This window comes from Achromobacter sp. NFACC18-2 (genome assembly GCF_900108985.1).
Taxonomy (GTDB): Bacteria; Pseudomonadota; Gammaproteobacteria; order Burkholderiales; family Burkholderiaceae_B; genus Achromobacter.
In genome coordinates this window covers 54,846-74,410 of record NZ_FNYM01000026.1, presented here as the reverse complement: position 1 = coordinate 74,410, position 19,565 = coordinate 54,846, and the positions used below count along the sequence as shown (strand labels likewise).

Below are 19,565 nucleotides of genomic sequence, written 5' to 3'. Positions count from 1 at the left end.
AGAGCATCCACCGCTATCTGGCGGCGCTCGACACAGCAGACCGAACGCAACCTGTCGAGATCGAGGCCAGGACCAATCGGCTCAATGACAAGATCGAACGTCTGCGCAAACAAATGCGCACGCTGGATGACGTCAAGGAGAGGCTCAAAGACAGTCCAGACGGTCAACTGTCGGTGACGGACCCGGATGCCCGCTCGATGGCCACCAGCGGCCGGGGCTCGGGGATGGTCGGCTACAACGTGCAGATGGTTGTCGAAGCCAAGCACCATCTGATCGTCGCGCACGAAGTGACGAACCGAGGACATGACAGGGACTCCTTGGCATCGATGACACAAGCCGCGCGGGAGGCGATGGGCAAGAAGCGGCTGCGTGCGATTGCCGATCGCGGCTACTACAGCGCGCCTCAGATCATGGCATGTGCAGAGACAGGTATTGATGCGATCTTGCCCAAACCCACGACTTCCAATGCCAAGGCCGAAGGCCGCTTCGATCGTTCGGACTTCATTTACATCGCGAAGGACGATGAGTACCAGTGCCCTGCGGGCCAGCGCGCCATCCACCGGTTTACGCGGGAGGAGTTCAGGTCAATTCGCTGTGGTTGTTAGGGCGAGAGGAGTTTTCACACAGCCTCGGCCGAAAGCAGCCACCTGCCACAGGGGGCTTCCACACAAAGCACTGCGCTTCCTACTCTGACATTTCCTAGTGGCCGGGTGCCTCGAGACGTCCATGTCTCCTCTCCAATGCCCGTACAGGCATATCCCAAATCTGCCGACTTGGGCTGTCGCGCTAATTAAATTGCATCTGATGCGAAATTCGCCCTTCTTCAACCTGGCGCTCCTATCTGCGCTGAAGAAGGGGCGATGTCCACGTAATGGCAGGCGTTGCCTACCAAAACCAAAAGGCGAACTTCAACGAAAAAGGCGAACTCTATTGTTGTTGCTCAAGGATTTCCCTAATCAAATTCTCCTTGCGGAAAATCAATGCTCTATAGGACACTTTGTGTCATAGCGCCGCGACGGCGCACACAAGGGGAATGGCATGAAGGTTTTGAGCATGGTGGCCGCGTTGGCGATGGCGGCGGGAATGGCGGGCGGCGCGCAGGCCGCGTTTCCGGAGCGGCCGATCCGGTTGGTGGTGCCGTTTGGCGCCGGGGGCATCACGGATATCGTGGCGCGCCAGGTGGGCAAGGGAATGGGGGACGTGTTGGGGCAGGGGATCGTGATCGAGAACCGGCCCGGCGCGGGCGGGGTGATTGCGGCGCAGGTGGCAGCCACCGCGCCGGCCGATGGCTACACGCTGTTCATGGGGACTGTGGGCACGCAGGTGGTGAATCCGTTGATTTACGCCAAGCTCAGCTATGACGCGGACAAGTTCGCGCCGGTGGGCATGGTGTCCGGTTCGCCCTATCTGCTGGCCGTGCGCGCGGGCGTGCCTGCCGCGTCGTTCGCGGAGTTCGTCAAGTACGCCAAGGCCAATCCGGCCAAGCTGAACTTCGGCTCGGCGGGCAACGCCAGCTCCCCGCATCTGGGGCTGGAGCTGCTGAAGCTGACCGCGGGCGTGGATATCGTGCACGTCCCGTTCAAGAGCGGCAGCGAGGCCGTGAATGCCGCCATCGGCGAGCAGGTGGACGTGGTGATGGACGCCAGTCCGGTGATCATGCCGCATGTGGCCTCGGGCAAGCTGCGCGCGCTGGCGGTGGCGTCGGACAAGCCGTTGCCGTCCGCGCCGGGCGTGCCTCCCAGCTCGGAGGCGGGCGACGCCGGCCTGCAGATCAGTTCCTGGAACGCCTTCTTTGCTCCGGCGGGCACGCCGCCGGACGTGTTGGCGGCGCTGAACGCGGCGTTGCAGAAGACGTTGGCCTCGCCCGACCTGAAGGCGCGGCTCGCGGCGCAGGGCACGCAGCTCTATACGGGCACGCCCGACGAATACCAGCGCTTCATCGGCGGTGAGAAGGCGAAGTGGGCTGACATCGTCAAGCGCGCCAACATCAGGATGGACTAGGCACCCTATTCATGAAAAGGAGCATGGCATGACGACTCAGGCGTCCCACCCCTTGGCGGGCAAGCCGCTGGAACTGGCGGATACGCTGCGATCGGGCAATGCGTGGAAGATCCGGTTGGCCTGCGGGCTGATGGGCCTGCGGCTCACGCGGCGCACGTTCGATATCGTCCGGGGCGATCTGGAATCCGACGCGTTCGCGCGCATCAACCCGTGGCGCCAGGTGCCCGCGCTGCTGACGCCGGAGGGGCATTGGCTGGCGGAGTCGCAGGCCATTCTCTGGTATCTGGGCATGGGCACCCCTTGGGTGCCGGCCGACCGGCTGGCGCAGGCGCAGGTATCAAGCTGGCTGAGCTTCGAGCAGACGCAGCACATGCACGCGTTTGCGCAGCCGAGGCTCTTGATCCATCTGCGCCAGACGGCAAAGCGGGATGATCCGGAGATGGTGGCGTGGCGCGCTGCCGGGATGAAGGCCGCTGCGCTGATGGACGCCCATCTGGCGGGCCGGAATTACCTGGTGGGCATGGCGCCGACCATTGCGGATATCGCGCTGTACCCTTACACGAGCATGGCGGACGAGGGCGGCTATGACCTGTCCGACTTTGCCCATATCACTGCCTGGCTGGCGCGCATGCGCGCCTTGCCGGGATTTACGCCGCTGATGGAAGCGGCATGACGGAGACATGATGGCCGATACGATGCACCTGGGAAAAGATGAACTGATCGCGCGCGCGCAGGCCGAGATGCAGCGCCAGTTCGACACCCCGCAATGGACCTTGCGCGAGCGGCTGGCGCTGACCTGCCGGATCCTGTTCGACGGCGGGCATGATTCGGGCCTGGCCGGCCAGATCACGGCGCGCGCGCCCGAGCCCGACCGGTATTTCACGCAGCGCCTGGGCCTGGGCTTCGATGAAATCACCGCGAGCAATCTGCTGCTGGTGGACGAGGACCTGCGGGTCCAGGAAGGCGGCGGGATGCCCAACCCGGCGAACCGGTTCCATTCCTGGATCTACCGCGCGCGTCCGGACGTTAATTGCATCATCCACACGCACCCGCTGCATGTCGCGTCCCTGTCGATGCTGGAGGTGCCGCTGGAGGTGTCCCACATGGACAACTGCCCGCTGTATGACGACGTGGCCTTTCTGAAGGACTGGCCCGGCGTGCCGGTGGGCAACGAGGAAGGTGAGATCATCTCGGCGGCGCTGGGCGACAAGCGCGCCATTCTGCTGTCGCATCACGGCATGCTGATCGCGGCGGGTTCGGTGGAAGAAGCCTGCGTGCTGGCCCTGCAGTTCGAACGCGCGGCGCGCATGCAGTTGCTGGCGATGGCGGCGGGCAAGATCCAGCCGATTCCGCCGGCCCTGGGCCGCGAGGCGCACGACTGGATCCTGACGCCCAAGCGCTCGCAGGTGGGATTTTCGTATTACGCGCGCCGCGCGTTGCGTGCGCACCCCGACGTTCTCGGCTAAAGCGGGGCGGCCAGCTGCGCCGCCGCCCGGACGTTCATGCCGCGCCCTGGCGCTCAGACCTGCGATTCCCGCAGGTTGGCGCCCGCCGGCGGCTTGTCCTTGCTTTCGCCGTGGACGACGCGCTGACCGATGCCCAGGCGCTGCGCGGCGATTCCCATGACGACGATCACACCCGCCAGGGCCGAGGTGTAGGCCACTTCGGTGCGGTACGTGCCTTCCGCAATCATGGTGGCCAAGGCCGCGATGATGCAGACGATCACCGCATAGGTCAGCCACGGAAAGAGCCACATCTTGAACTTCAGCTCCACGCCCTCGGCCTGCAGGCGGTAGCGCATGCGCAATTGCGAACAGGCGATGACCAGATAGACCAGCAGTGCGATCGTGCCGGTGGCCTGCATCAGCACGTCGTAGAGATCCATGGTGGCGGTCGCCATCATCCAGACGGCCGCGAACGCGAACACGCTGGAGACCAGTACGCCCACGTAGGGCGCGCCGGTGCGGCGGCCGGTGGTCTGCATGATGCGATGCGCATCGCCGCGACGCGACAGCGAATACAACATTCTTGACGCGGTATAGAGCGCGGAGTTAAAGCAGCTGCAGACCGACGTCAGCACCACGAAATTGACGATGACCTGGGCATACGGGATGCCAAGCAGGCTCAAGGTGGCGTTGTAGCTTCCGTGGGTGGGCTGGGTCAGCATGGGGTCGTCATAGGGAACCAGGCAGACCACGATGAAGATCGAGCCGACATAGAAAAGGCAGATGCGCCCGACCACCGACCTGATCGTCCGGATGATTTCCTTTGCGGGATTGGCGGACTCAGCCGCCGCGACCGTCACGATTTCCGCGCCGATGAAGGCGAACATGACGCCCAGCAGCGCGACGACCACGGACTTGACGCCATTGGGCATGAATCCCTGGGCGGTCAATTGCGACAAGCCGCGGGCCTGGCCCCATGGCCAGAGATGCAGGATCGCCAGGCTGCCGATGACCAGGAAGATGACGATGGCGCAGACCTTGATCAGGGCGAACCAGAACTCGAATTCGCCGTAGCTGCGCACGTTCATGAGGTTGACGGCGATCAATGACAGCGTGACGATCAGGGCATAGCCCCAGTCAGGAACGAAAGGAAACCAGTTGTGCAGGATCTGGCCGGCCACGTAGGCCTCCCAGCCCATGAGCAGCGCCCAGAAGTACCAGTACAGCCAGCCGATGGTAAAGCCGGCCCAGCGCCCGATGGCGCGGTCGGCGTAGGTGGAGAACGAGCCCGTGTCGGGGTGGGCGACGGCCATTTCGCCCAGCATGCGCATCACCAGGATGACCAGCAGTCCGCCGCCAATGTAGGCCAGGATCACGGCTGGTCCGGCCAGCGCGATCTGTTTTCCCGAGCCCACGAAGAGCGCGGCGCCGATGACGCCGGCGATGGACATCATGGTCAGGTGGCGGGATTTCAAGCCGCCTTTCAGGGTGGTGTGCGGGGTGTTCGCCAACTGTTTTCTCCGTTGTGCCGGGTGGTGCGGCCGTGGAACTGCATCGTGATTGCGCTTCGATTTCCAACGCGCCTATGGTCGGACAAAATCGTCCTGTCATGCCCGTGAATCGGTCTGATTGAAGTGCGGCGGATCGGGTTGGCCGTGCGACGACGGGGATGTCGGGAAAGCGCGCGCCGACGCTGCGCGCCAGCGGTCCGCTCGACGGCGGCGCGGGTTTCGGGCATTCTTGCCGGTTGTTATTTGCGCCTTTCCCGCCCATGATCGACCTGCCGCACCGCCTACGCACCCTGCGCCGCCAGCAAACGCTGTCTTTGGAACAGCTTGCCCAGCGCACGGGATTGACCAAGAGCTATCTCTCCAAGCTGGAGCGGGGGCTGAGCGAGCCGTCGATCTCCACGGTGCTGCGCCTGGCCGAAGCCTATGGCGTGGGCGTCTCGCAACTGGTCGGCGGCGACGACGCCGCGCAGGACGAAGTGGTCAGCGTGGTCCGCGTGGCCGACCGCGAAGCCCTGCAACGGCGCGGGCTGGGCAGCGAATACCACTACGAATCCCTGGCCGGGCGGCGCAAGGTCAAGGCCATGGAGCCTTTCGTCGTGCACCCGCCCCGCGAGTTCCCCGATGCCGCCGCGGTCTTTCCGCACCCGGGCGAGGAATTCCTGCTGGTCCTCAAGGGCGCCATCGAGGTGCACGTGGGCGAGCGCCAGTTCCGCCTTGAGACCGGGGATTCCGTCTATTTCGATTCAGAGCTGCCGCACCGCATGCGCACGGTCAGCCGTGCGATGGCCGAGGTGCTGGTGGTGGCGGCGCACTGACGGCGGCAAACCGGCCGCAAACCGGCGGCGCACCGATGGCTCGCCAGCCGCGCCACCGCGTCATTTCATACAGGAACCAGGAATGAAACACGATCAATCGCGGCTCGTCCGCATCGATGCCGGCCCCATGAAGAACCCGGTGCCCGGCAAGCCCCGCCGTCCCATTTCCGGCGACGCGGCCTTTCGCACGGTGACGGCGTTTGAGGGCAACGCGGGCAAGGCCGAGGCCGGCGTCTGGGAAAGCACGGCGGGGTCGTTCCAGTCCAACACCACCGGCTACATCGAGTTCGGCTACATCGTCGAAGGCGCGGCCCGCCTGGTGGACCCGGACGGAACGGTGCATGAACTGACGGCCGGCGAGGCCTTCGTCATGCCGGAAGGCTATACGGGCCGCTGGGAGGTGGACCAGTTCGTCAAGAAGATCTATTTCATTACCCGGATGGCCTGAGCGTCCGGGCGACGGCGCGGGAACGCAAGCCCCAGGCTTCTGCCGGGGACTAGAATGATGCGCATCCGGCGCCACCCCGGCGCCGCCCCGCGCCAGGCTACGCAGCAAATCCGCGTTCCTGCCACGAGCAACCCCCAGGAGCTACCCGTATGACCGCCATCCCCGCTGCCCCCGCCTCGGGCGCAGCGCTGCCCGCCCGCACCGCGCAGGTGGACATCGTTTCCATCCAATCCCAGGTCGTGTACGGCTATGTCGGCAACAACGCCGCGATGCCGGTGTTCCGCAAGGCGGGCCTGCGCGCGATCGCGCTTCCCACCGTGTTGCTGAGCAATACGCCGCACTATCCCACGCTGCACGGGGGCGCGGTGCCGCTGGACTGGTTCGAAGGCTTGTTGCAGGGATTGGACGACCGGCGCGTGACCCAGGTGGCGCGCGCCGTGGTCTGCGGGTATCTCGGCCAGCCGGGGCAGGCGGGCCTGCTGGCCCGATGGCTTTCCGCCGTGCGGGCCGCGCGTCCCGAGCTGCGTGTGTTCATCGATCCGGTCATGGGCGACCGCAACGACGGCCTTTACGTGAACGAAGGCCTGGTGGCGCAGTACCGGGATCTGCTGGTGCCGCTGGCCGAGGGCATGACGCCCAACCATTTCGAGCTGGAATTGCTGGTCGGCCGGCAATTGTCGTCCGTCGACGAGGTGGTGGCGGCGGCGCGCGAGCTGATGGCGCGGGGACCGCGCTGGATCGTGGCGACCAGCGCCGCCCCGATGGCGGCCACGCCCGGCACGCTGCAGCTCGTGGTCGTGACGCGCGACGACGCCACCGTGGTGACCCATCCCGAGATCGCGATTCCGCCGTCGGTGCACGGCACGGGCGACGTGTTCATGGCGGGCGTCGCTTCGCGGCTGCTGAAAGGCCAGGACCTCATCGAGGCGGTGCGCGAGGCGGCGGCGCAAGTCACGGCGTCGCTGGAGCGCACGCGCGAACTGGGCTGGGAAGAACTGGCCGCCGAAGGCTAGGGGCCGGCGGGGCCGCGCCCCGCCATCCGTGCATCAATAGGTCTTGTACGGCAGGAACTTGCCGCTCATCACGATCTGCACGCGGTCGCCCTTGGGGTCGGGCTCGCGCGACAGGTCCATCTTGAAATCAATGGCGCTCATGATGCCGTCGCCGAACTCTTCGTTGATCAGCGCCTTGAAGGTGGTGCCGTAGACGTTGATCAGCTCGTAGAAGCGGTAGATGAGCGGGTCGGTGGGAACGGTGGTCGGCAGCGAGCCCTTGTACGGGACGACCTGCAGTTGCACCACCGCGTCGGCGGGCAGGTCCAGCACGCGGGCGGCGGCCTGCGCCTGTTCTTCGGTCATGGTCATCTGACCCAGCAACGCGGCGGCGGTCCATTCCTTGCTCTGCCCGACGGCCTCGGCGATGGCGCTCCAGGTGAGCTTTTTTTCCAGTTTGCGGGTGACGACGAGTTCGGTGACTTCTGCGCGGGACATCATGGTGGGTTCACTCCTTTTGGGCTGCCTTGTCGACCAGGAAGTCGACGAGATGGTTGCGGATTTCGTAATAGCGGGGTTCGTGATGCAGGCTGGCGCGGGTGCGGTCGCGCGGCAGGTCCACGTTGACGGACTCCGCGATGCGGGCGTAGGGGCCCGCGCTCATGAGCAGGATGCGGTCCGACAGCAGGATGGCCTCGTCCACGTCATGGGTGATCATGAAGACGGTCTGGTGCGTTTCCTGGACGATGGCGCGCAGTTCGTCCTGGATGGCGCCGCGGGTCAGCGCATCGAGCGCGCCGAAGGGTTCGTCCAGCAACAGCATCTTGGGCTGGATCGCAAAGGCGCGGGCGATGCCGACGCGCTGCTTCATGCCGCCCGAGAGCTCGCAGGGTTTCTTGCCCGCGGCCTTGGTCAGTCCCACCATGTCCAGGTAGCGCAGGCTGTGCCCGCGCACCTGATCGCGGCTGTAGGTAGGCCAGCGCGAGCGCACGCCGAACTCCACGTTCTGCAGCGCGGTCAGCCAGGGCAGCAGCGCGTGCGCCTGGAACACCACGCCGCGTTCCAGCGACGGGCCCGCGATCTGGCGGCCGTCCATGATGACGACGCCTTCGTTCCTTTCATCGATGCCGGCCAGCACGTTCAGGATGGTGGTCTTGCCGCAGCCGGAGTGGCCGATGACGCAGACGAACTGGCCCTTGTCGATCTGGAAGTCGATGTTTTCGAAGACGGGCGGCTGGGGTTTGCCGTCGCGTCCGGGGTAGCGCTTGCCCAGCCCTTGCACTTGCAGGAAAGATTGGCTCATGGCGTTACTCCCGATAGCTGACCAGGCGGGCGGCGCGCGCCAGCAGGTTGTCCAGCAGCATGCCGATCAGGCCGATGAAGAAAATGGCGCAGATGATGTTGGAGATGGACAGGTTGTTCCATTCGTTCCAGACGAAGTAGCCGATGCCGGTGCCACCGATCAGCATCTCGGCGGCCACGATCACCAGCCAGGCGATGCCGACGGAAATGCGCATCCCGGTCATGATGGTGGGCGCCGCGGCCGGCAGGATCACCTGCAGGGCGGTGCGCAGGCGCGGCACCTCCAGCGTGCGGGCGACGTTCAGCCAGTCCTGCCGCACGCCGCCCACGCCGAAGGCGGTGTTCACCAGCATGGGCCACAGCGAGCAGATAAAGATCACGAAGATCGCCGACGTGTCGGCGTCCTGGATCGTGTACAGCGCAAGCGGCATCCAGGCCAGCGGCGAGATCGGTTTGAGTATCTGGATGAAGGGATCGAACGCGCGGTACACCGTCTTGGACATGCCAATCAGAAAGCCCAGCGGAATCGCCACCAGCGCGGCCAGGCCGAAGCCGGCGAGCACGCGGGCCACCGAATAGCCCAGCTGGATGCCGATGCCCTTGTCGTTCGGGCCGCGGTCATAGAAGGGGTCCTTGATGTGCTGCCACAACTGCGCGCCCACCTCGGCGGGTCCGGGAAAGGGCGTCTTGGACCCGCTGGCCGCGGCGTTGCCGACCAGCGCCGCGTAGGCCGGGTCCACCGTTGCCTCGCCCGCATCGGGGCGCGTCGCGGCGTGCCACAGCAGCAGGAACGCCAGGAACAGGGCAACCGACAGAAAGGTTGCCCGCCAGTGTTGCACGGACCGCATCAGGTCCTCCGGATCTTGAAGCTGGCGAGGTAGGCCTCGGGCTGGCTGGGATCGAAGGGCTTGCCCATCACGCTGAAGGTCTTGTCGGCTTCCGCCGGCGGGGTCAGGCCGGCCTCGCGCATGAGGCGCACGGCGTCGGTCGCGAGGAACACCTCGCTGGCCACCTTCTGGTAGTCGACGTCGCCCTTGACCTGCCCCCAGCGCTTCATCTGCGTCAGGATCCACACCGCGAACGACTGCCAGGGCATGGGATCGAAGTCGATGCGGTTGGGATCGGTCAGCACCTTGCCCAGGCCGTCGGCGTAGGTGCCGGTCAGGACCTGCTCGACGACCGTGACGGGCTGGTTCAGGTAGTTGGGCGCGGCGATGGCGGTGGCGATTTCCTTGCGGTTCGCGGGGTTGCGGGCATAGGCCGTGGCTTCGATGATGGCCTTGAGCAGCGCCTGGTAGGTGTTCGGCATGCTCGTGACGAATTCCTTGCTGGCCGAGAACGCGCAGCAGGGGTGGCCGTCCCAGATGGTCTTGGAGAGCGTGTGGATGAAGCCCACGCCGTCGTAGACCGCGCGCTGGTTCACGGGGTCCGGGGCGAGGAAGCCGTCGATGTTGTCGGCGCGCAGGTTGGCGACCATTTCGGGCGGCGGGACGGAGCGGATCTGCACGTCGGTGTCGGGATCCAGGCCGTGCTCGGCCAGGTAGTAGCGCAACAGGTAGTTGTGCATGGAGTAGTCGAAGGGGACGGCGAACTTGAAGCCTTTCCAGTCCTTCGGGTCGCGCCGATCTTTGTGCTTCATGGACAGGGTGATGGCCTGGCCGTTGATGTTTTCGACGGCGGGCATGGTCCACGGCACGGCGCGGCTGGCGCCCACGCCCATGGAGATGGCCAGCGGCATGGGCGACAGCATGTGCGCGGCGTCGTATTCGCCGGACATGGCCTTGTCGCGGACCAGCGCCCAGCCGGCGGTCTTGACGACTTCGACGTCCAGGCCCTGCTTGCCGTAGAAGCCCATGGGGTGCGCCATGATGATGGGGGTGGCGCAGGTGATGGGAATGAAGCCGACCTTGAGCTTCTGTTTTTCCAGCGGTCCGGTGGTCTGCGCGAAGGCTTCCCGGGCGGCGGCCAGCGGGAAGATCGAGGCGATGGCGGCCATGGCGGTGCCGCTGCCGACCGCGCGCAGGAAGCGCCGGCGCAGGGCGTCCTGCGGGAACAGGGCGCGCATGACCGCCTGTTCGACGGCGTTGTCGGTGGCGCTGGCCTGTGACTGGGCCTGCGCGGCGCGCTCGTGTTCGGCCTGCGAGGCGTGGCGGCCGCAGCCGCACGCGAGGCGGCTGTTGGCGTCGAACGGGTTGCTGAAAAGGGACATGGTCGCTCCTTCGGTCGGGAATGGAGCCATCATGGGGCCGGCCGCCGGTGGCCGGTATCGCCGGTTCAACGATACGCGTGTAGGGGACCTACTACGTGGTGCGCGTCTTGCGCCGCGATAGTGCGCGAAGGTTCAGATGGCACCCAACTGGTGCGTGTTGGCGTAGGCGACCAGTTCGACGAGCGTGCGGACGTTGAGTTTTTCGAAGATGCGGCTGCGGTAGGTGGAGATGGTGTTGACGGACAGGGCAAGCTGTTCGCCGATGGCCGAGACCGATCGCCCGGCGACCAGCAGTTGCAGGACCTGGAATTCACGGTTGGACAGCAGCTCATGGGGCGGGCGCGAGCTGTCCTGCCGGACGGTGTGGGCGAGCAGTTCGGCGACCGTGGGCGTGACGTACATTTTTCCGGCGGCGGCGTTGTTCAGGGCGGCCAGCAGCTCTTCGGGTTCGCAGCCTTTGTTGAGGTAGGCGTGGGCGCCGGCGCGCAGGGCGCGCACGGCGAACTGGGATTCCGGGTAGACGGACAGCATGACGACGCCCAATGCGGGGTAGTCGGCGCGCACGCTCTTCAAGACGTCCAGGCCGTCGCGTTCGCCCAGGGCGACGTCCAGGACGATGGCGTCGTAGTGGGCCTGGCGCAGGGCGCGCAAGGCGGCGGGGCCATCGGCGGCTTCGTGCACGAGGGCGACGCGCGGGTCTTCTTCTAGGATGCGGGCCAGGCCGCGGCGGATGATGAGGTGGTCGTCGACGATAAGCAGGTTCAAGGCCATGGCGGCGGTTCCTTTATGCGGCCAGCGGGTTCAGGCGCAGCCGGGCGCGCATGCCGGCGCCGGGGGCGCTGTCCAGGGCGAGGTCTCCGCCGATGGCGCGGGCGCGTTCGCGCATGCCGAGGATGCCGAAGGTGTGGCGGTCTTCGGGCAACTGCATGCCGACGCCGTCGTCTTCGACGGTGAGCACCAGGCCGTCGGCGCCGAAGACGGCGCTGACGCTGACGCTGCGGGCGCGGGCGTGACGCTGCACGTTGGTGAGCAGTTCCTGGACGATGCGATAGATGGCGATTTCGGCGTTGCGGTCCAGGCGCAGGCTTTCGGTGTCGGGCGGGCAGAGGTAGCGGCATTGCAGGCCGCTGCGGGTCTGCAGGTCTTGCAGCAGGGCTTCGAGGGCGGCCCAGAGGCCGAGGTGGTCCAGGACGACGGGCCGCAGGTCGTTGAGGATGCGGCGGGTGGCGCCCATGGCGGTCTGGGTGACGTCCAGCATCCGGTCCAGATGGGCCTGGAGTTCTGGCGCGGCGCCGAGCTGGCGGCGCAGCCAGTTCAGGTCGAGCTGCAGGGCGGTGAAGGAGGCGCCGAGGTCGTCGTGGATGTTGCGGGCGATGTGGGCGCGTTCTTCTTCGCGCAGGGTGCTCAGGTGGGAGGACAGGCGGCGCAGGGATTCGTGGGCGGCGCTGAGTTCGGCGGTGCGCTCGCCGACGCGGCGTTCGAGCAGGGCCTGGGTGCTCTGGAGTTCGCGTTCGATCTGTTTGCGGGCGGTGATGTCGGAGAAGGTGACGACTGCGCCGACGACGTCCTGGTCGTTGCGGATGGGGTAGGAGGCGTATTGGGCGTCGAAGCAGCTGCCGTCGCGGCGCCAGAGCACTTCGTCGTCGGCGCGCTCGCCGCGGCCGTCGCGAAAGGCCTTGAAGATGCGGCAGTCATGCACGGGCATGAGGCGGCGGTCGGCGTGGGAGTGGTGGATGAGGTAGTGCATGTTGCGGCCGACGAGTTCGTCGGGGGTGTAGCCGAGCATGTCGGCGCCGGCGCTGTTGATGAAGATGCAGCGGCCGCGCAAGTCGATGCCGTAGATGCCTTCGCCAGCGGCTTCGAGCAGCATTTCCAGCTGGCGGCGCCAGGCGGCGTGGTGCGAGAGGTGCTTCAGGTCGGCGAACATGACTGGCTTGGTTGGTGCTTCTTTACCCCCGGGGGGATTGACCGGGTTCCCTTGTTGCGCGGATTGTGGCTGCGCTTTTGCGCGGAGTTTACGGGAGCCGGGGGCGTTGCGGATGGGATCGAGGGAAATCCCTTCGTTGCTTTATTTGGCTTGTTTTTGGCTGCGGTGAATGGTTCTTTGGGAGTGTCCGGATTTTTGTGTGCAGGCCTATGATGGATTTCTTTAGACGCCCGGCGCGGCGGCGGCCTGGGTGCGCGGGGCTACGATTGCGGTCCGGAGCCTTCGCTCCGGACTGCCCCGTCCTCATCTTCGTCACCGCCTTCGGCGGTTCCTTCAGATTCCGTCGGGCGCATCTACACGCCCCGCGCACCCAGGCCGCCGCCGCACCGGGCTGCGTCGTGTGAGGGCGGACGGTTGCTGGGGAGGGCGGCTTGCTTGGCCTTCTTTTTTCGGTCTGTTGAAGGCCGGAAGATCTTGCGGGGCTGCCAGATGTCGGCCGCGCGGGCGGCCTTATCTGGCGTTCGAGTGTCTTTAGTCCAAGGGGGCTGACATCGTCCCGCACACCGTCTCGCACATCGTCCCGCACATCGTTCCGCAGGTTTCAACCGCGCAAAGCAAATCGCCGGCGTTTGAGGCCGGCGATTTCCATTTGAAGTTTGAGTGCCGCGTTGGGCGCTTACGGGATCAGCGACAGGCCGACGCGGAACTGGCTTTCATTGCGCTGGTTGTAGCCCAGCAGCGTCTCGCCATAGCCGTTGAAGTACTGCAGGTGCAGGTAGCCGTTCCAGTTCAGGAACGTGCGGCGCAGGGGCCACGCGAAGTCCAGCTGCGTGGTGCGGCGCTTCTGGTCGCCCTGGCGGTACATGGCGGAAATGACCGCGCCGTCGTCCTGGGCCCAGCGCAGTTGCCAGTCGACGTGGCCGGCGTATTGGGAGTAGTCGCTGTTCTCGGTGGCGACGGCGAAGTAGGCCTTGACCTTGGGGGCGAAGGTGAGGGTGCTGCCGCTGTCGAAGCGGTAGTGGAAGCGCGGTTCGATGTAGCCGTCGTTGAGCGAACGGGAGTCCTCGCCGTCCTTGCCGTTGGACGCGTGCTCGACGCCGGTGTTCATGCCGAAGCGCCAGTTCTGGTTCTCGGATTTCCAGATGTCGTCGGAAAGCCAGAAGACGCTCGGGTTGAAGGTGGTGTCGATGAACGGCTTGGAGTCGCTTTCCAGGTCCCACAGCGAAGTCTGGGTGTAGCCCAGGTAAAAGTCGTCGTGCCACGAGTCGCCAGTGCCGCGGGGGCTGATGAGGCGGTATTTGGCGCTGATCTGGAAGCGGGCCGTGGTGAGGCCGCGAGTGCCCACGGCGAAGTAGACGGGCTTGTAGGCCGAGAAGGCGCTGCGGAATTTCTCGAAGGCGGCCTGTTCGACGGTCTGCTCGACGTTGGCGGCGGGGGCGGGGCCGGCGTCGGGCGAGGCCCCCGCCGCGGCGACGGCGGCCGGCGGGAGGGGCTGGCCGCTGCGGGCGTCGACGACGGGGGTCTGGGCGGGCGTGGTGGCCAGGGTGCCGCTGTCGCGGCCGGTGGCGTCCAGTGCCATCAGCGAGGGCTGGCCTTCGATGGACACGGCTTGCAGGCCGCGCGCGGTGCTGGGCACTTCGGCGGTCCAGGACATGCGCGCGAAGTTGTTGACGGGCACGCTGTAGCTGTCGCGGCCGCTCTTGAGTTTGGCCAGGCTGCGGACGATCTGGCCGTCCGGGCTGCGCCATTGCAGGACCAGTTCGGGCGGGGCCTGCCAGTCGACGCGGGCGCTGCCTTCATTGAAGTACACCGCCTCGATGGTGATGGTTTCGCCGGGCGCCGCGGCGGGACGGTCCAGCCGGTACGACACGCCTGCCGCGGCGGAGCCGGCGGCGCCCAGCGCCAGGGCGGCGGCGATGAGGCGGGAAGTGAGAGTGCGGTGGAAGGGACGGCTGGAGGTCATTGGGGACGTGTATGGTTTTTGTGATGAAGAAATGTAGCACCGTCCCCGGCAACAGTTTGTAAGTCAGGCTAATCGTATGTGTGGGCTGTAAAAAGTAATGCAGCCCCGCGCATTGTCGACAAGGCGCGGGGCTGAATGTGTACTGCGTGCGGCATTGCGCGCCGCCGCGCGTGCGGCGGCGGGCGGGGTTATTCGCCGAACTTGATGCCCTGGGCCAGCGGCAGGTTGCGCGAGTAGTTGATGGTGTTGGTGGCGCGGCGCATGTAGTTGCGCCAGGCGTCCGATCCGGATTCGCGGCCGCCGCCGGTTTCCTTTTCGCCGCCGAAGGCGCCGCCGATTTCGGCGCCGGACGTGCCGATGTTGACGTTGGCGATGCCGCAGTCCGAGCCCGCGGCCGACAGGAAGGTCTCGGCTTCGCGCAGGTCGTTGGTGAAGATGGCCGACGACAGGCCTTGCGGCACGCCGTTCTGCATGGCGATCGCGTCGCCGAATTCCTGGTAGCGCATGACGTACAGGATGGGCGCGAAGGTTTCGTGGCAGACCACGTCGGTCTGGCCGGGCATTTCGGCGATGGCCGGGCGCACGTACCAGGCGTCGGGGAATTGGTCGGCCAGCACCCGTTCGCCGCCCGTGACCTTGCCGCCTTGCTCGCGGGCGGCCGTGAGTGCGGCCTGCATGGCGTCGAAGGAGGCGCGGTCGATCAGGGGGCCGACGAGGTTGCCGCTGTCGAGCGGGTTGCCGATGGGGGCGCTGGCGTAGGCCTTGTGCAGGCGCTGGACCAGTTCGTCGGCGACGCTTTCGTGGACGATCAGGCGGCGGGTGGTGGTGCAGCGCTGGCCGGCGGTGCCGATGGCGCCGAAGACGATGCCGCGCGCGGCCATGTCCAGGTCGGCGGTGGGGCCGACGATGATGGCGTTGTTGCCGCCCAGTTCAAGCAGGACGCGGCCAAAGCGCTGCGCGACGCGCGGGCCGACCTGGCGGCCCATGCGGGTGGAGCCGGTGGCCGACACCAGCGCCACGGTGTGCGAGTCGACCAGGGCTTCACCGATGTCGCGGCCGCCGATCAGGACTTCGGACAGGCCGGCGGGGGCGTCGCCAAAACGTTGCACGGCCTGCGCGAACAGGGCCTGGCAGGCGAGCGCGGTGAGGGGCGTCTTTTCCGAGGGCTTCCAGACGACGGCATTGCCGCAAACGAGCGCCAGCGCGGCGTTCCAGGACCATACGGCGACCGGGAAGTTGAAGGCGCTGATGACGCCGACGACGCCCAGCGGATGCCAGGTTTCCATCATGCGGTGGCCGGGGCGCTCGGAGGCGATGGTCAGGCCGTAGAGCTGGCGCGACAGGCCCACGGCGAAATCGCAGATGTCGATCATTTCCTGCACTTCGCCTTCGCCTTCCGCGACGATTTTGCCGGCTTCCAGGCTGACCAGGCGGCCGAGTTCCTGTTTGTGCTGGCGCAGCGTATCGCCGAACAGGCGGATCAGTTCGCCGCGGCGCGGGGCCGGCACGTCGCGCCATGCCAGGCTGGCCTGGCGGGCGCGGGTGATGGCGGCGTGGGCCTGGGCCACCGTGTGTTCGTGCACCTGCGCCAGTTCGGCGCCGTCGATCGGGCTGCGGGCAATCAGCGTGCCGCCGGTGAGCGCGCTGGGATTCAGTCCGAGATTGCGCAGGATGTCTTGGGGAGTGTCCATGCCGGTTCCTTGGAAAGCCTTGCGAAGTGAGCGCCTTCGCGTGGGGCTTAAGGGTTATGCCTAAGTGGCGATTCTGGAAAAAAATTTACTATACGAAACTATGACGTGAAATGCGAAATATTTTTGAGGCGTCCGGTGGCGGCGCCTTGTGAAACGCCAGTGTTGGCGGCAGCGGTCCCCGCGGGATGCGGACCTGCCGCGCACTGCACCTTCAAGGTGAATACGTGGCGGAACCCTTGCTCGTTGTCCAGGCAGTCAAAAAGACCTATCGGCGCGACGGGCACCCCCCGCATCTGGCGCTCGACGGCATCGATTGCCAGCTCGAGCGCGGCGAGGTGATGGTCGTGGTCGGTCCGTCCGGGTCGGGCAAAAGCACCTTGCTGCGCACCCTGAACGGCCTGGAAAGCATCGACAGCGGCACGATCCGGGTGAACGGCGTGTCCCTCACGGATCCGGCCACCGACGTCAACCGCTGGCGCACCGACGTGGGCATGGTGTTCCAGCACTTCAACCTGTTCCAGCACCGTACCGCGCTCGACAACGTGGCGCTACCCCAGCGCGTGGTGCGCGGGCGCAGCCGCGCCGACGCCGAGCGCTACGCGCGCGAACTGCTGGGCCGCGTGGGCATGGCCGAATTCGGCGACCGCTATCCCAGCCAGTTGTCCGGCGGCCAGCAGCAGCGTGTGGCGATCGCGCGCGCGTTGGCGATGGACCCCCAGCTCATGCTCTTTGACGAGGCCACCTCGGCGCTCGATCCCGAGACCGTGGGCGGCATTCTCGAATTGATGCGCGCCCTGGCGCGCGATGGCATGACGATGGCGGTCGTGACCCACGAAATGGGCTTTGCCCGCGACGTGGGCGACCGCGCGATCTTCATGGACGCGGGCCGCATCGTCGAAATGGGCACGCCCGACGACGTCTTCGGCCACCCCAAAGAGGCGCGCACCCGCGCCTTCCTGGAGAAGATTCTGTAGTCCCGCCGGTCCGGCTAATCCGGGCGCTGCCGGCGCGATGTGCCTTGCCCGGAATGATATGGGTCCAATCACCAAAGGGGTTAGCAATGCTGAAAATCAAACAATGGCTGGGCGTGGCCAGCGTCGCCCTGGCGGCCGCCACCGTGGCCCTGCCGGCACAGGCGGACGAACTTTCCGACATCATCAAGCGCGGCGAGCTCCGCGTCGCGGTGCAGACGTCCGGGCCGCTGATGAGCTTCATGGATAAGTCGGGCAAGCGCACCGGGCTGGCGGTCGAAGTGGCCAAGCGCATGGCCGACGACCTGGGCGTGAAGCTGGTGCTGCAGGACTATGAATGGAAGGGCCTGCTGCCGGCGCTGCTGTCGGGCAAGGCCGACATGGTGGCCGCCGACATGACGCCCACGCCGCAGCGCGCCGCGCAAGTGCTGTTCTCGCTGCCCATGTTCTACGCCGACACCGTCGCCGTCGTGCCCAAGGATTCTCCCTATAAGACCTACCAGGAGCTCAATAAGGACGGCGTGACCGTCGGTGCCCTGGGCGCCAGCACGTACGCCGAAGTCGGCAAGAAGATGCTGCCCAAGGCCACCCTGAAGGAATTCTCGGGCGGCAGCGCCCCGGTCGGGCAGGCGCTGTCCAGCGGACGACTGGACGCGGGCATCATGTCGCTGTCCACCGCCAATCAGTTCCTGGTCGACTTCGGCAACCTGCGGGTGCTGGAGGGCGTGATGGTGCGCGAGCCGCTGGCGTTCGCCGTCGGCCCCAACGCGTTCCGCCTGAAGTTCTGGCTGGACAACTGGCAGACCCTGAAGACCGCCGACAACACGCTGCCGGAGCAGGTGAAATATTGGTACTCGACCGATTGGAAGAAAGACCACTGATCGGAGACGGGACCGCCCATGGACTGGCTGATCGATTTCTATAACTGGCGCATCGTCAGCCAGTACACGGGCCAATTCGCCGAAGGCCTGGCCAACACCCTGATCGCGGCGGGCGCAAGCCTGGTGCTGTCGGTGCTGGCCGGCGTGCCGCTGGCGCTTGCCCATATGTCGTCGCGCGCCGTGGTGTGGCGCCCGGCGGCGGGCTATGTGCAGTTCGTCCGCTCCACGCCGCTGCTGGTGCAGATCTACCTGGTCTATTACGCGGTGCCGTTTGTCGTGCCCGGCGCCAAGGGCTGGAGCGAGATGGCGCTGGGCATCATCGCCATGACGCTGCACCACGCGGCCTACATGAGCGAAATCATCCGCGTGGGCATCGAATCCGTGCCGCGCGGCCAGATCGAAGGCGCCAAGGCCTGCGGCATGAACTATCAGCAGCGCCTGCGCTACGTGGTGCTGCCGCAGGCCTTCGCCAACACGCTGCCGCCGCTGTTGGGCCAGACGGCCGTGCTGATCAAGGACACTTCGCTGCTGTCGCTGATCACGGTGTTCGAACTGGTCGCCGCGGGCGTGCAGATGAACAGCGAGCGCATCGTGCCCAACGAAGCCTTCCTGACCATCGCGGCGGGCTACCTGCTGATCTACTGCGTCATGCTGCTGCTGTCCAAGGGCGTGAGCCTCTGGCTGGCCGGCCCGGCCTGGAACGCGAGGTAAGCATGCTGGAATCCTATCTCTCCACCGCCGGCGTCGTGCTGCCTTTCCTGCTCAAGGGCTTTTGGGAAACGCTGAAGATTTCGTTCGTGGCCATCATCGCCGGGTCGCTGCTGGGCTTTGTCATCGGCGTGATCCGCAGCTACCGCATCCGCGGCGTGCACCAACTGCTGGGCCTGTACATCCACATCCTGCGCGGCACGCCGTTCCTGGTTCAGCTCTACATCTTCTATTTCGTGCTGCCCAGTTCCGGCATCGAGCTGCTGCATTGGGATTCCGGCACGGCGGCGTTCGTCGCGCTGTCGGTCTACACGTCCTGCTATGTGGCCGAAATCGTCATGGGCGCCATCCAGGCCGTGCCGCGCGGCCAGACGGAAGGCGCGATGACGCTGGGCCTGCGCCCCTTGCAGATCCTGTGGCTGGTCATCCTGCCGCAAGCGATGCGGCTGATCGTGCAACCGATGAGCGGCGTCTACGTCATGCTGATCAAAAGCACGGCCATCCTGTCGGTGGTCGGCATCACGGAACTGACCCGACAGGGCGAAGTGTTCATCATCACCTTCCCGGCCAAATCGCTGTTTATTTACGGCATGATCGCCGCCATCTACTTCATCTACTGCTACCCGCTCCTGCGCCTGGCCAACTGGCTGGAAAAGCGCCTGACCGGGGGCCTGCAAGGCGCGGGCCTGCACTGAGCCGAC

20 protein-coding genes are annotated in these 19,565 nt (G+C 66.1%); 11 read left to right on the top strand and 9 right to left on the bottom strand.

Going from position 1 to position 19,565, the window contains the following annotated elements; all coding sequences use genetic code 11:
* The 4 genes from BMW75_RS28045 to BMW75_RS28030 all read left to right on the top strand — a co-directional run.
* Positions 1–605 (top strand): transposase (locus BMW75_RS28045; protein WP_254792149.1); only part of this gene is annotated, 605 nt, incomplete at its 5' end.
* Between the two features lie 433 nt (positions 606–1,038).
* The gene (locus BMW75_RS28040) at positions 1,039–2,001 is read left to right on the top strand and encodes a Bug family tripartite tricarboxylate transporter substrate binding protein (protein ID WP_092582779.1); all 963 of its coding nucleotides are present in this window, start codon (positions 1,039–1,041) and stop codon (positions 1,999–2,001) included.
* 28 nt (positions 2,002–2,029) lie between these two features.
* Complete coding sequence (locus BMW75_RS28035; protein WP_092582778.1) at positions 2,030–2,674, top strand: glutathione S-transferase family protein; 645 nt, start codon at positions 2,030–2,032, stop codon at positions 2,672–2,674.
* Positions 2,675–2,684: 10 nt separating this feature from the next.
* Positions 2,685–3,467 carry an aldolase gene (locus BMW75_RS28030; protein WP_092582777.1) on the top strand — a complete coding sequence of 261 codons (783 nt, stop codon included), beginning with the start codon at positions 2,685–2,687 and terminating at the stop codon, positions 3,465–3,467.
* Positions 3,468–3,520: 53 nt separating this feature from the next.
* Here the strand turns inward: BMW75_RS28030 and BMW75_RS28025 are convergent, their stop codons facing one another.
* Positions 3,521–4,900, bottom strand: coding sequence for an amino acid permease (locus BMW75_RS28025; RefSeq protein ID WP_092582785.1), 1,380 nt, complete (start codon positions 4,898–4,900; stop codon positions 3,521–3,523).
* Between the two features lie 317 nt (positions 4,901–5,217).
* Between BMW75_RS28025 and BMW75_RS28020 the strand changes: the two genes are divergently transcribed.
* The 3 genes from BMW75_RS28020 (at position 5,218) to pdxK (ending at position 7,233) form a co-directional block, all read left to right on the top strand.
* The gene (locus tag BMW75_RS28020; protein WP_076521712.1) at positions 5,218–5,772 is read left to right on the top strand and encodes a helix-turn-helix domain-containing protein; all 555 of its coding nucleotides are present in this window, start codon (positions 5,218–5,220) and stop codon (positions 5,770–5,772) included.
* 82 nt (positions 5,773–5,854) lie between these two features.
* Positions 5,855–6,220 carry a cupin domain-containing protein gene (locus BMW75_RS28015; RefSeq protein WP_092582776.1) on the top strand — a complete coding sequence of 122 codons (366 nt, stop codon included), beginning with the start codon at positions 5,855–5,857 and terminating at the stop codon, positions 6,218–6,220.
* A gap of 149 nt (positions 6,221–6,369) precedes the next feature.
* Entirely contained in the window at positions 6,370–7,233 is an 864-nt protein-coding gene (gene pdxK, locus BMW75_RS28010) for a pyridoxine/pyridoxal/pyridoxamine kinase (RefSeq protein ID WP_092582775.1), read from the top strand.
* A 33-nt stretch (positions 7,234–7,266) separates the two neighbouring features.
* On the opposite strand, the gene cynS is transcribed toward pdxK, so the two are convergent.
* The 8 genes from cynS to BMW75_RS27970 form a co-directional block, all read right to left on the bottom strand.
* Positions 7,267–7,710 carry a cyanase gene (cynS, locus tag BMW75_RS28005; RefSeq protein WP_076521711.1) on the bottom strand — a complete coding sequence of 148 codons (444 nt, stop codon included), beginning with the start codon at positions 7,708–7,710 and terminating at the stop codon, positions 7,267–7,269.
* 10 nt (positions 7,711–7,720) lie between these two features.
* Positions 7,721–8,515, bottom strand: a complete 795-nt coding sequence (locus BMW75_RS28000; protein ID WP_092582774.1) for an ABC transporter ATP-binding protein — start codon at positions 8,513–8,515, stop codon at positions 7,721–7,723.
* Positions 8,516–8,519: 4 nt separating this feature from the next.
* The gene (gene ntrB / locus BMW75_RS27995; RefSeq protein ID WP_092582773.1) at positions 8,520–9,362 is read right to left on the bottom strand and encodes a nitrate ABC transporter permease; all 843 of its coding nucleotides are present in this window, start codon (positions 9,360–9,362) and stop codon (positions 8,520–8,522) included.
* Positions 9,362–10,723 (bottom strand): CmpA/NrtA family ABC transporter substrate-binding protein, encoded by a 1,362-nt coding sequence (locus tag BMW75_RS27990; RefSeq protein WP_092582772.1) that lies wholly within the window; start codon positions 10,721–10,723, stop codon positions 9,362–9,364. Before BMW75_RS27990 ends, ntrB begins: the two co-directional genes overlap by 1 nt.
* Before the next feature lie 132 nt (positions 10,724–10,855).
* Complete coding sequence (locus tag BMW75_RS27985; protein ID WP_076515249.1) at positions 10,856–11,494, bottom strand: response regulator; 639 nt, start codon at positions 11,492–11,494, stop codon at positions 10,856–10,858.
* Positions 11,495–11,507: 13 nt separating this feature from the next.
* A complete protein-coding gene (locus tag BMW75_RS27980; protein ID WP_076515247.1) occupies positions 11,508–12,650 on the bottom strand; it encodes a sensor histidine kinase in 1,143 nt (380 codons plus the stop codon).
* A 676-nt stretch (positions 12,651–13,326) separates the two neighbouring features.
* Positions 13,327–14,613 carry a phospholipase A gene (locus BMW75_RS27975; protein WP_092582771.1) on the bottom strand — a complete coding sequence of 429 codons (1,287 nt, stop codon included), beginning with the start codon at positions 14,611–14,613 and terminating at the stop codon, positions 13,327–13,329.
* Positions 14,614–14,801: 188 nt separating this feature from the next.
* Positions 14,802–16,304: an L-piperidine-6-carboxylate dehydrogenase gene (locus BMW75_RS27970; protein ID WP_092582770.1), complete on the bottom strand. Its 1,503-nt coding sequence runs from the start codon at positions 16,302–16,304 to the stop codon at positions 14,802–14,804.
* Positions 16,305–16,528: 224 nt separating this feature from the next.
* Here BMW75_RS27970 and BMW75_RS27965 point away from each other — a divergent pair, with 224 nt between their 5' ends.
* The 4 genes from BMW75_RS27965 to BMW75_RS27950 all read left to right on the top strand — a co-directional run bounded on the left by BMW75_RS27965 (position 16,529) and on the right by BMW75_RS27950 (position 19,559).
* Positions 16,529–17,278: an amino acid ABC transporter ATP-binding protein gene (locus tag BMW75_RS27965; protein WP_092582784.1), complete on the top strand. Its 750-nt coding sequence runs from the start codon at positions 16,529–16,531 to the stop codon at positions 17,276–17,278.
* An 86-nt stretch (positions 17,279–17,364) separates the two neighbouring features.
* Positions 17,365–18,156 carry an ABC transporter substrate-binding protein gene (locus tag BMW75_RS27960; RefSeq protein ID WP_076515240.1) on the top strand — a complete coding sequence of 264 codons (792 nt, stop codon included), beginning with the start codon at positions 17,365–17,367 and terminating at the stop codon, positions 18,154–18,156.
* Positions 18,157–18,174: 18 nt separating this feature from the next.
* Positions 18,175–18,867 carry an amino acid ABC transporter permease gene (locus BMW75_RS27955; protein ID WP_092582769.1) on the top strand — a complete coding sequence of 231 codons (693 nt, stop codon included), beginning with the start codon at positions 18,175–18,177 and terminating at the stop codon, positions 18,865–18,867.
* Positions 18,868–18,869: 2 nt separating this feature from the next.
* On the top strand, positions 18,870–19,559 hold the full coding sequence (locus BMW75_RS27950) for an amino acid ABC transporter permease (RefSeq protein WP_076515237.1): 690 nt from the start codon (positions 18,870–18,872) through the stop codon (positions 19,557–19,559).
* Positions 19,560–19,565 lie beyond the last annotated feature (6 nt).

What these genes read in the sequence shown, in the direction of transcription:
- BMW75_RS28040 (WP_092582779.1), top strand. Translation starts at nt 1,039, where the DNA reads ATGAAGGTTTTGAGCATGGTGGCCGCGTTGGCGATGGCGGCGGGAATG.
- BMW75_RS28035 (WP_092582778.1), top strand. Translation starts at nt 2,030, where the DNA reads ATGACGACTCAGGCGTCCCACCCCTTGGCGGGCAAGCCGCTGGAACTG.
- BMW75_RS28030 (WP_092582777.1), top strand. Translation starts at nt 2,685, where the DNA reads ATGGCCGATACGATGCACCTGGGAAAAGATGAACTGATCGCGCGCGCG.
- BMW75_RS28025 (WP_092582785.1), bottom strand. Translation starts at nt 4,900, where the DNA reads ATGATGTCCATCGCCGGCGTCATCGGCGCCGCGCTCTTCGTGGGCTCG.
- BMW75_RS28020 (WP_076521712.1), top strand. Translation starts at nt 5,218, where the DNA reads ATGATCGACCTGCCGCACCGCCTACGCACCCTGCGCCGCCAGCAAACG.
- BMW75_RS28015 (WP_092582776.1), top strand. Translation starts at nt 5,855, where the DNA reads ATGAAACACGATCAATCGCGGCTCGTCCGCATCGATGCCGGCCCCATG.
- pdxK (WP_092582775.1), top strand. Translation starts at nt 6,370, where the DNA reads ATGACCGCCATCCCCGCTGCCCCCGCCTCGGGCGCAGCGCTGCCCGCC.
- cynS (WP_076521711.1), bottom strand. Translation starts at nt 7,710, where the DNA reads ATGTCCCGCGCAGAAGTCACCGAACTCGTCGTCACCCGCAAACTGGAA.
- BMW75_RS28000 (WP_092582774.1), bottom strand. Translation starts at nt 8,515, where the DNA reads ATGAGCCAATCTTTCCTGCAAGTGCAAGGGCTGGGCAAGCGCTACCCC.
- ntrB (WP_092582773.1), bottom strand. Translation starts at nt 9,362, where the DNA reads ATGCGGTCCGTGCAACACTGGCGGGCAACCTTTCTGTCGGTTGCCCTG.
- BMW75_RS27990 (WP_092582772.1), bottom strand. Translation starts at nt 10,723, where the DNA reads ATGTCCCTTTTCAGCAACCCGTTCGACGCCAACAGCCGCCTCGCGTGC.
- BMW75_RS27985 (WP_076515249.1), bottom strand. Translation starts at nt 11,494, where the DNA reads ATGGCCTTGAACCTGCTTATCGTCGACGACCACCTCATCATCCGCCGC.
- BMW75_RS27980 (WP_076515247.1), bottom strand. Translation starts at nt 12,650, where the DNA reads ATGTTCGCCGACCTGAAGCACCTCTCGCACCACGCCGCCTGGCGCCGC.
- BMW75_RS27975 (WP_092582771.1), bottom strand. Translation starts at nt 14,613, where the DNA reads ATGACCTCCAGCCGTCCCTTCCACCGCACTCTCACTTCCCGCCTCATC.
- BMW75_RS27970 (WP_092582770.1), bottom strand. Translation starts at nt 16,304, where the DNA reads ATGGACACTCCCCAAGACATCCTGCGCAATCTCGGACTGAATCCCAGC.
- BMW75_RS27960 (WP_076515240.1), top strand. Translation starts at nt 17,365, where the DNA reads ATGCTGAAAATCAAACAATGGCTGGGCGTGGCCAGCGTCGCCCTGGCG.
- BMW75_RS27955 (WP_092582769.1), top strand. Translation starts at nt 18,175, where the DNA reads ATGGACTGGCTGATCGATTTCTATAACTGGCGCATCGTCAGCCAGTAC.
- BMW75_RS27950 (WP_076515237.1), top strand. Translation starts at nt 18,870, where the DNA reads ATGCTGGAATCCTATCTCTCCACCGCCGGCGTCGTGCTGCCTTTCCTG.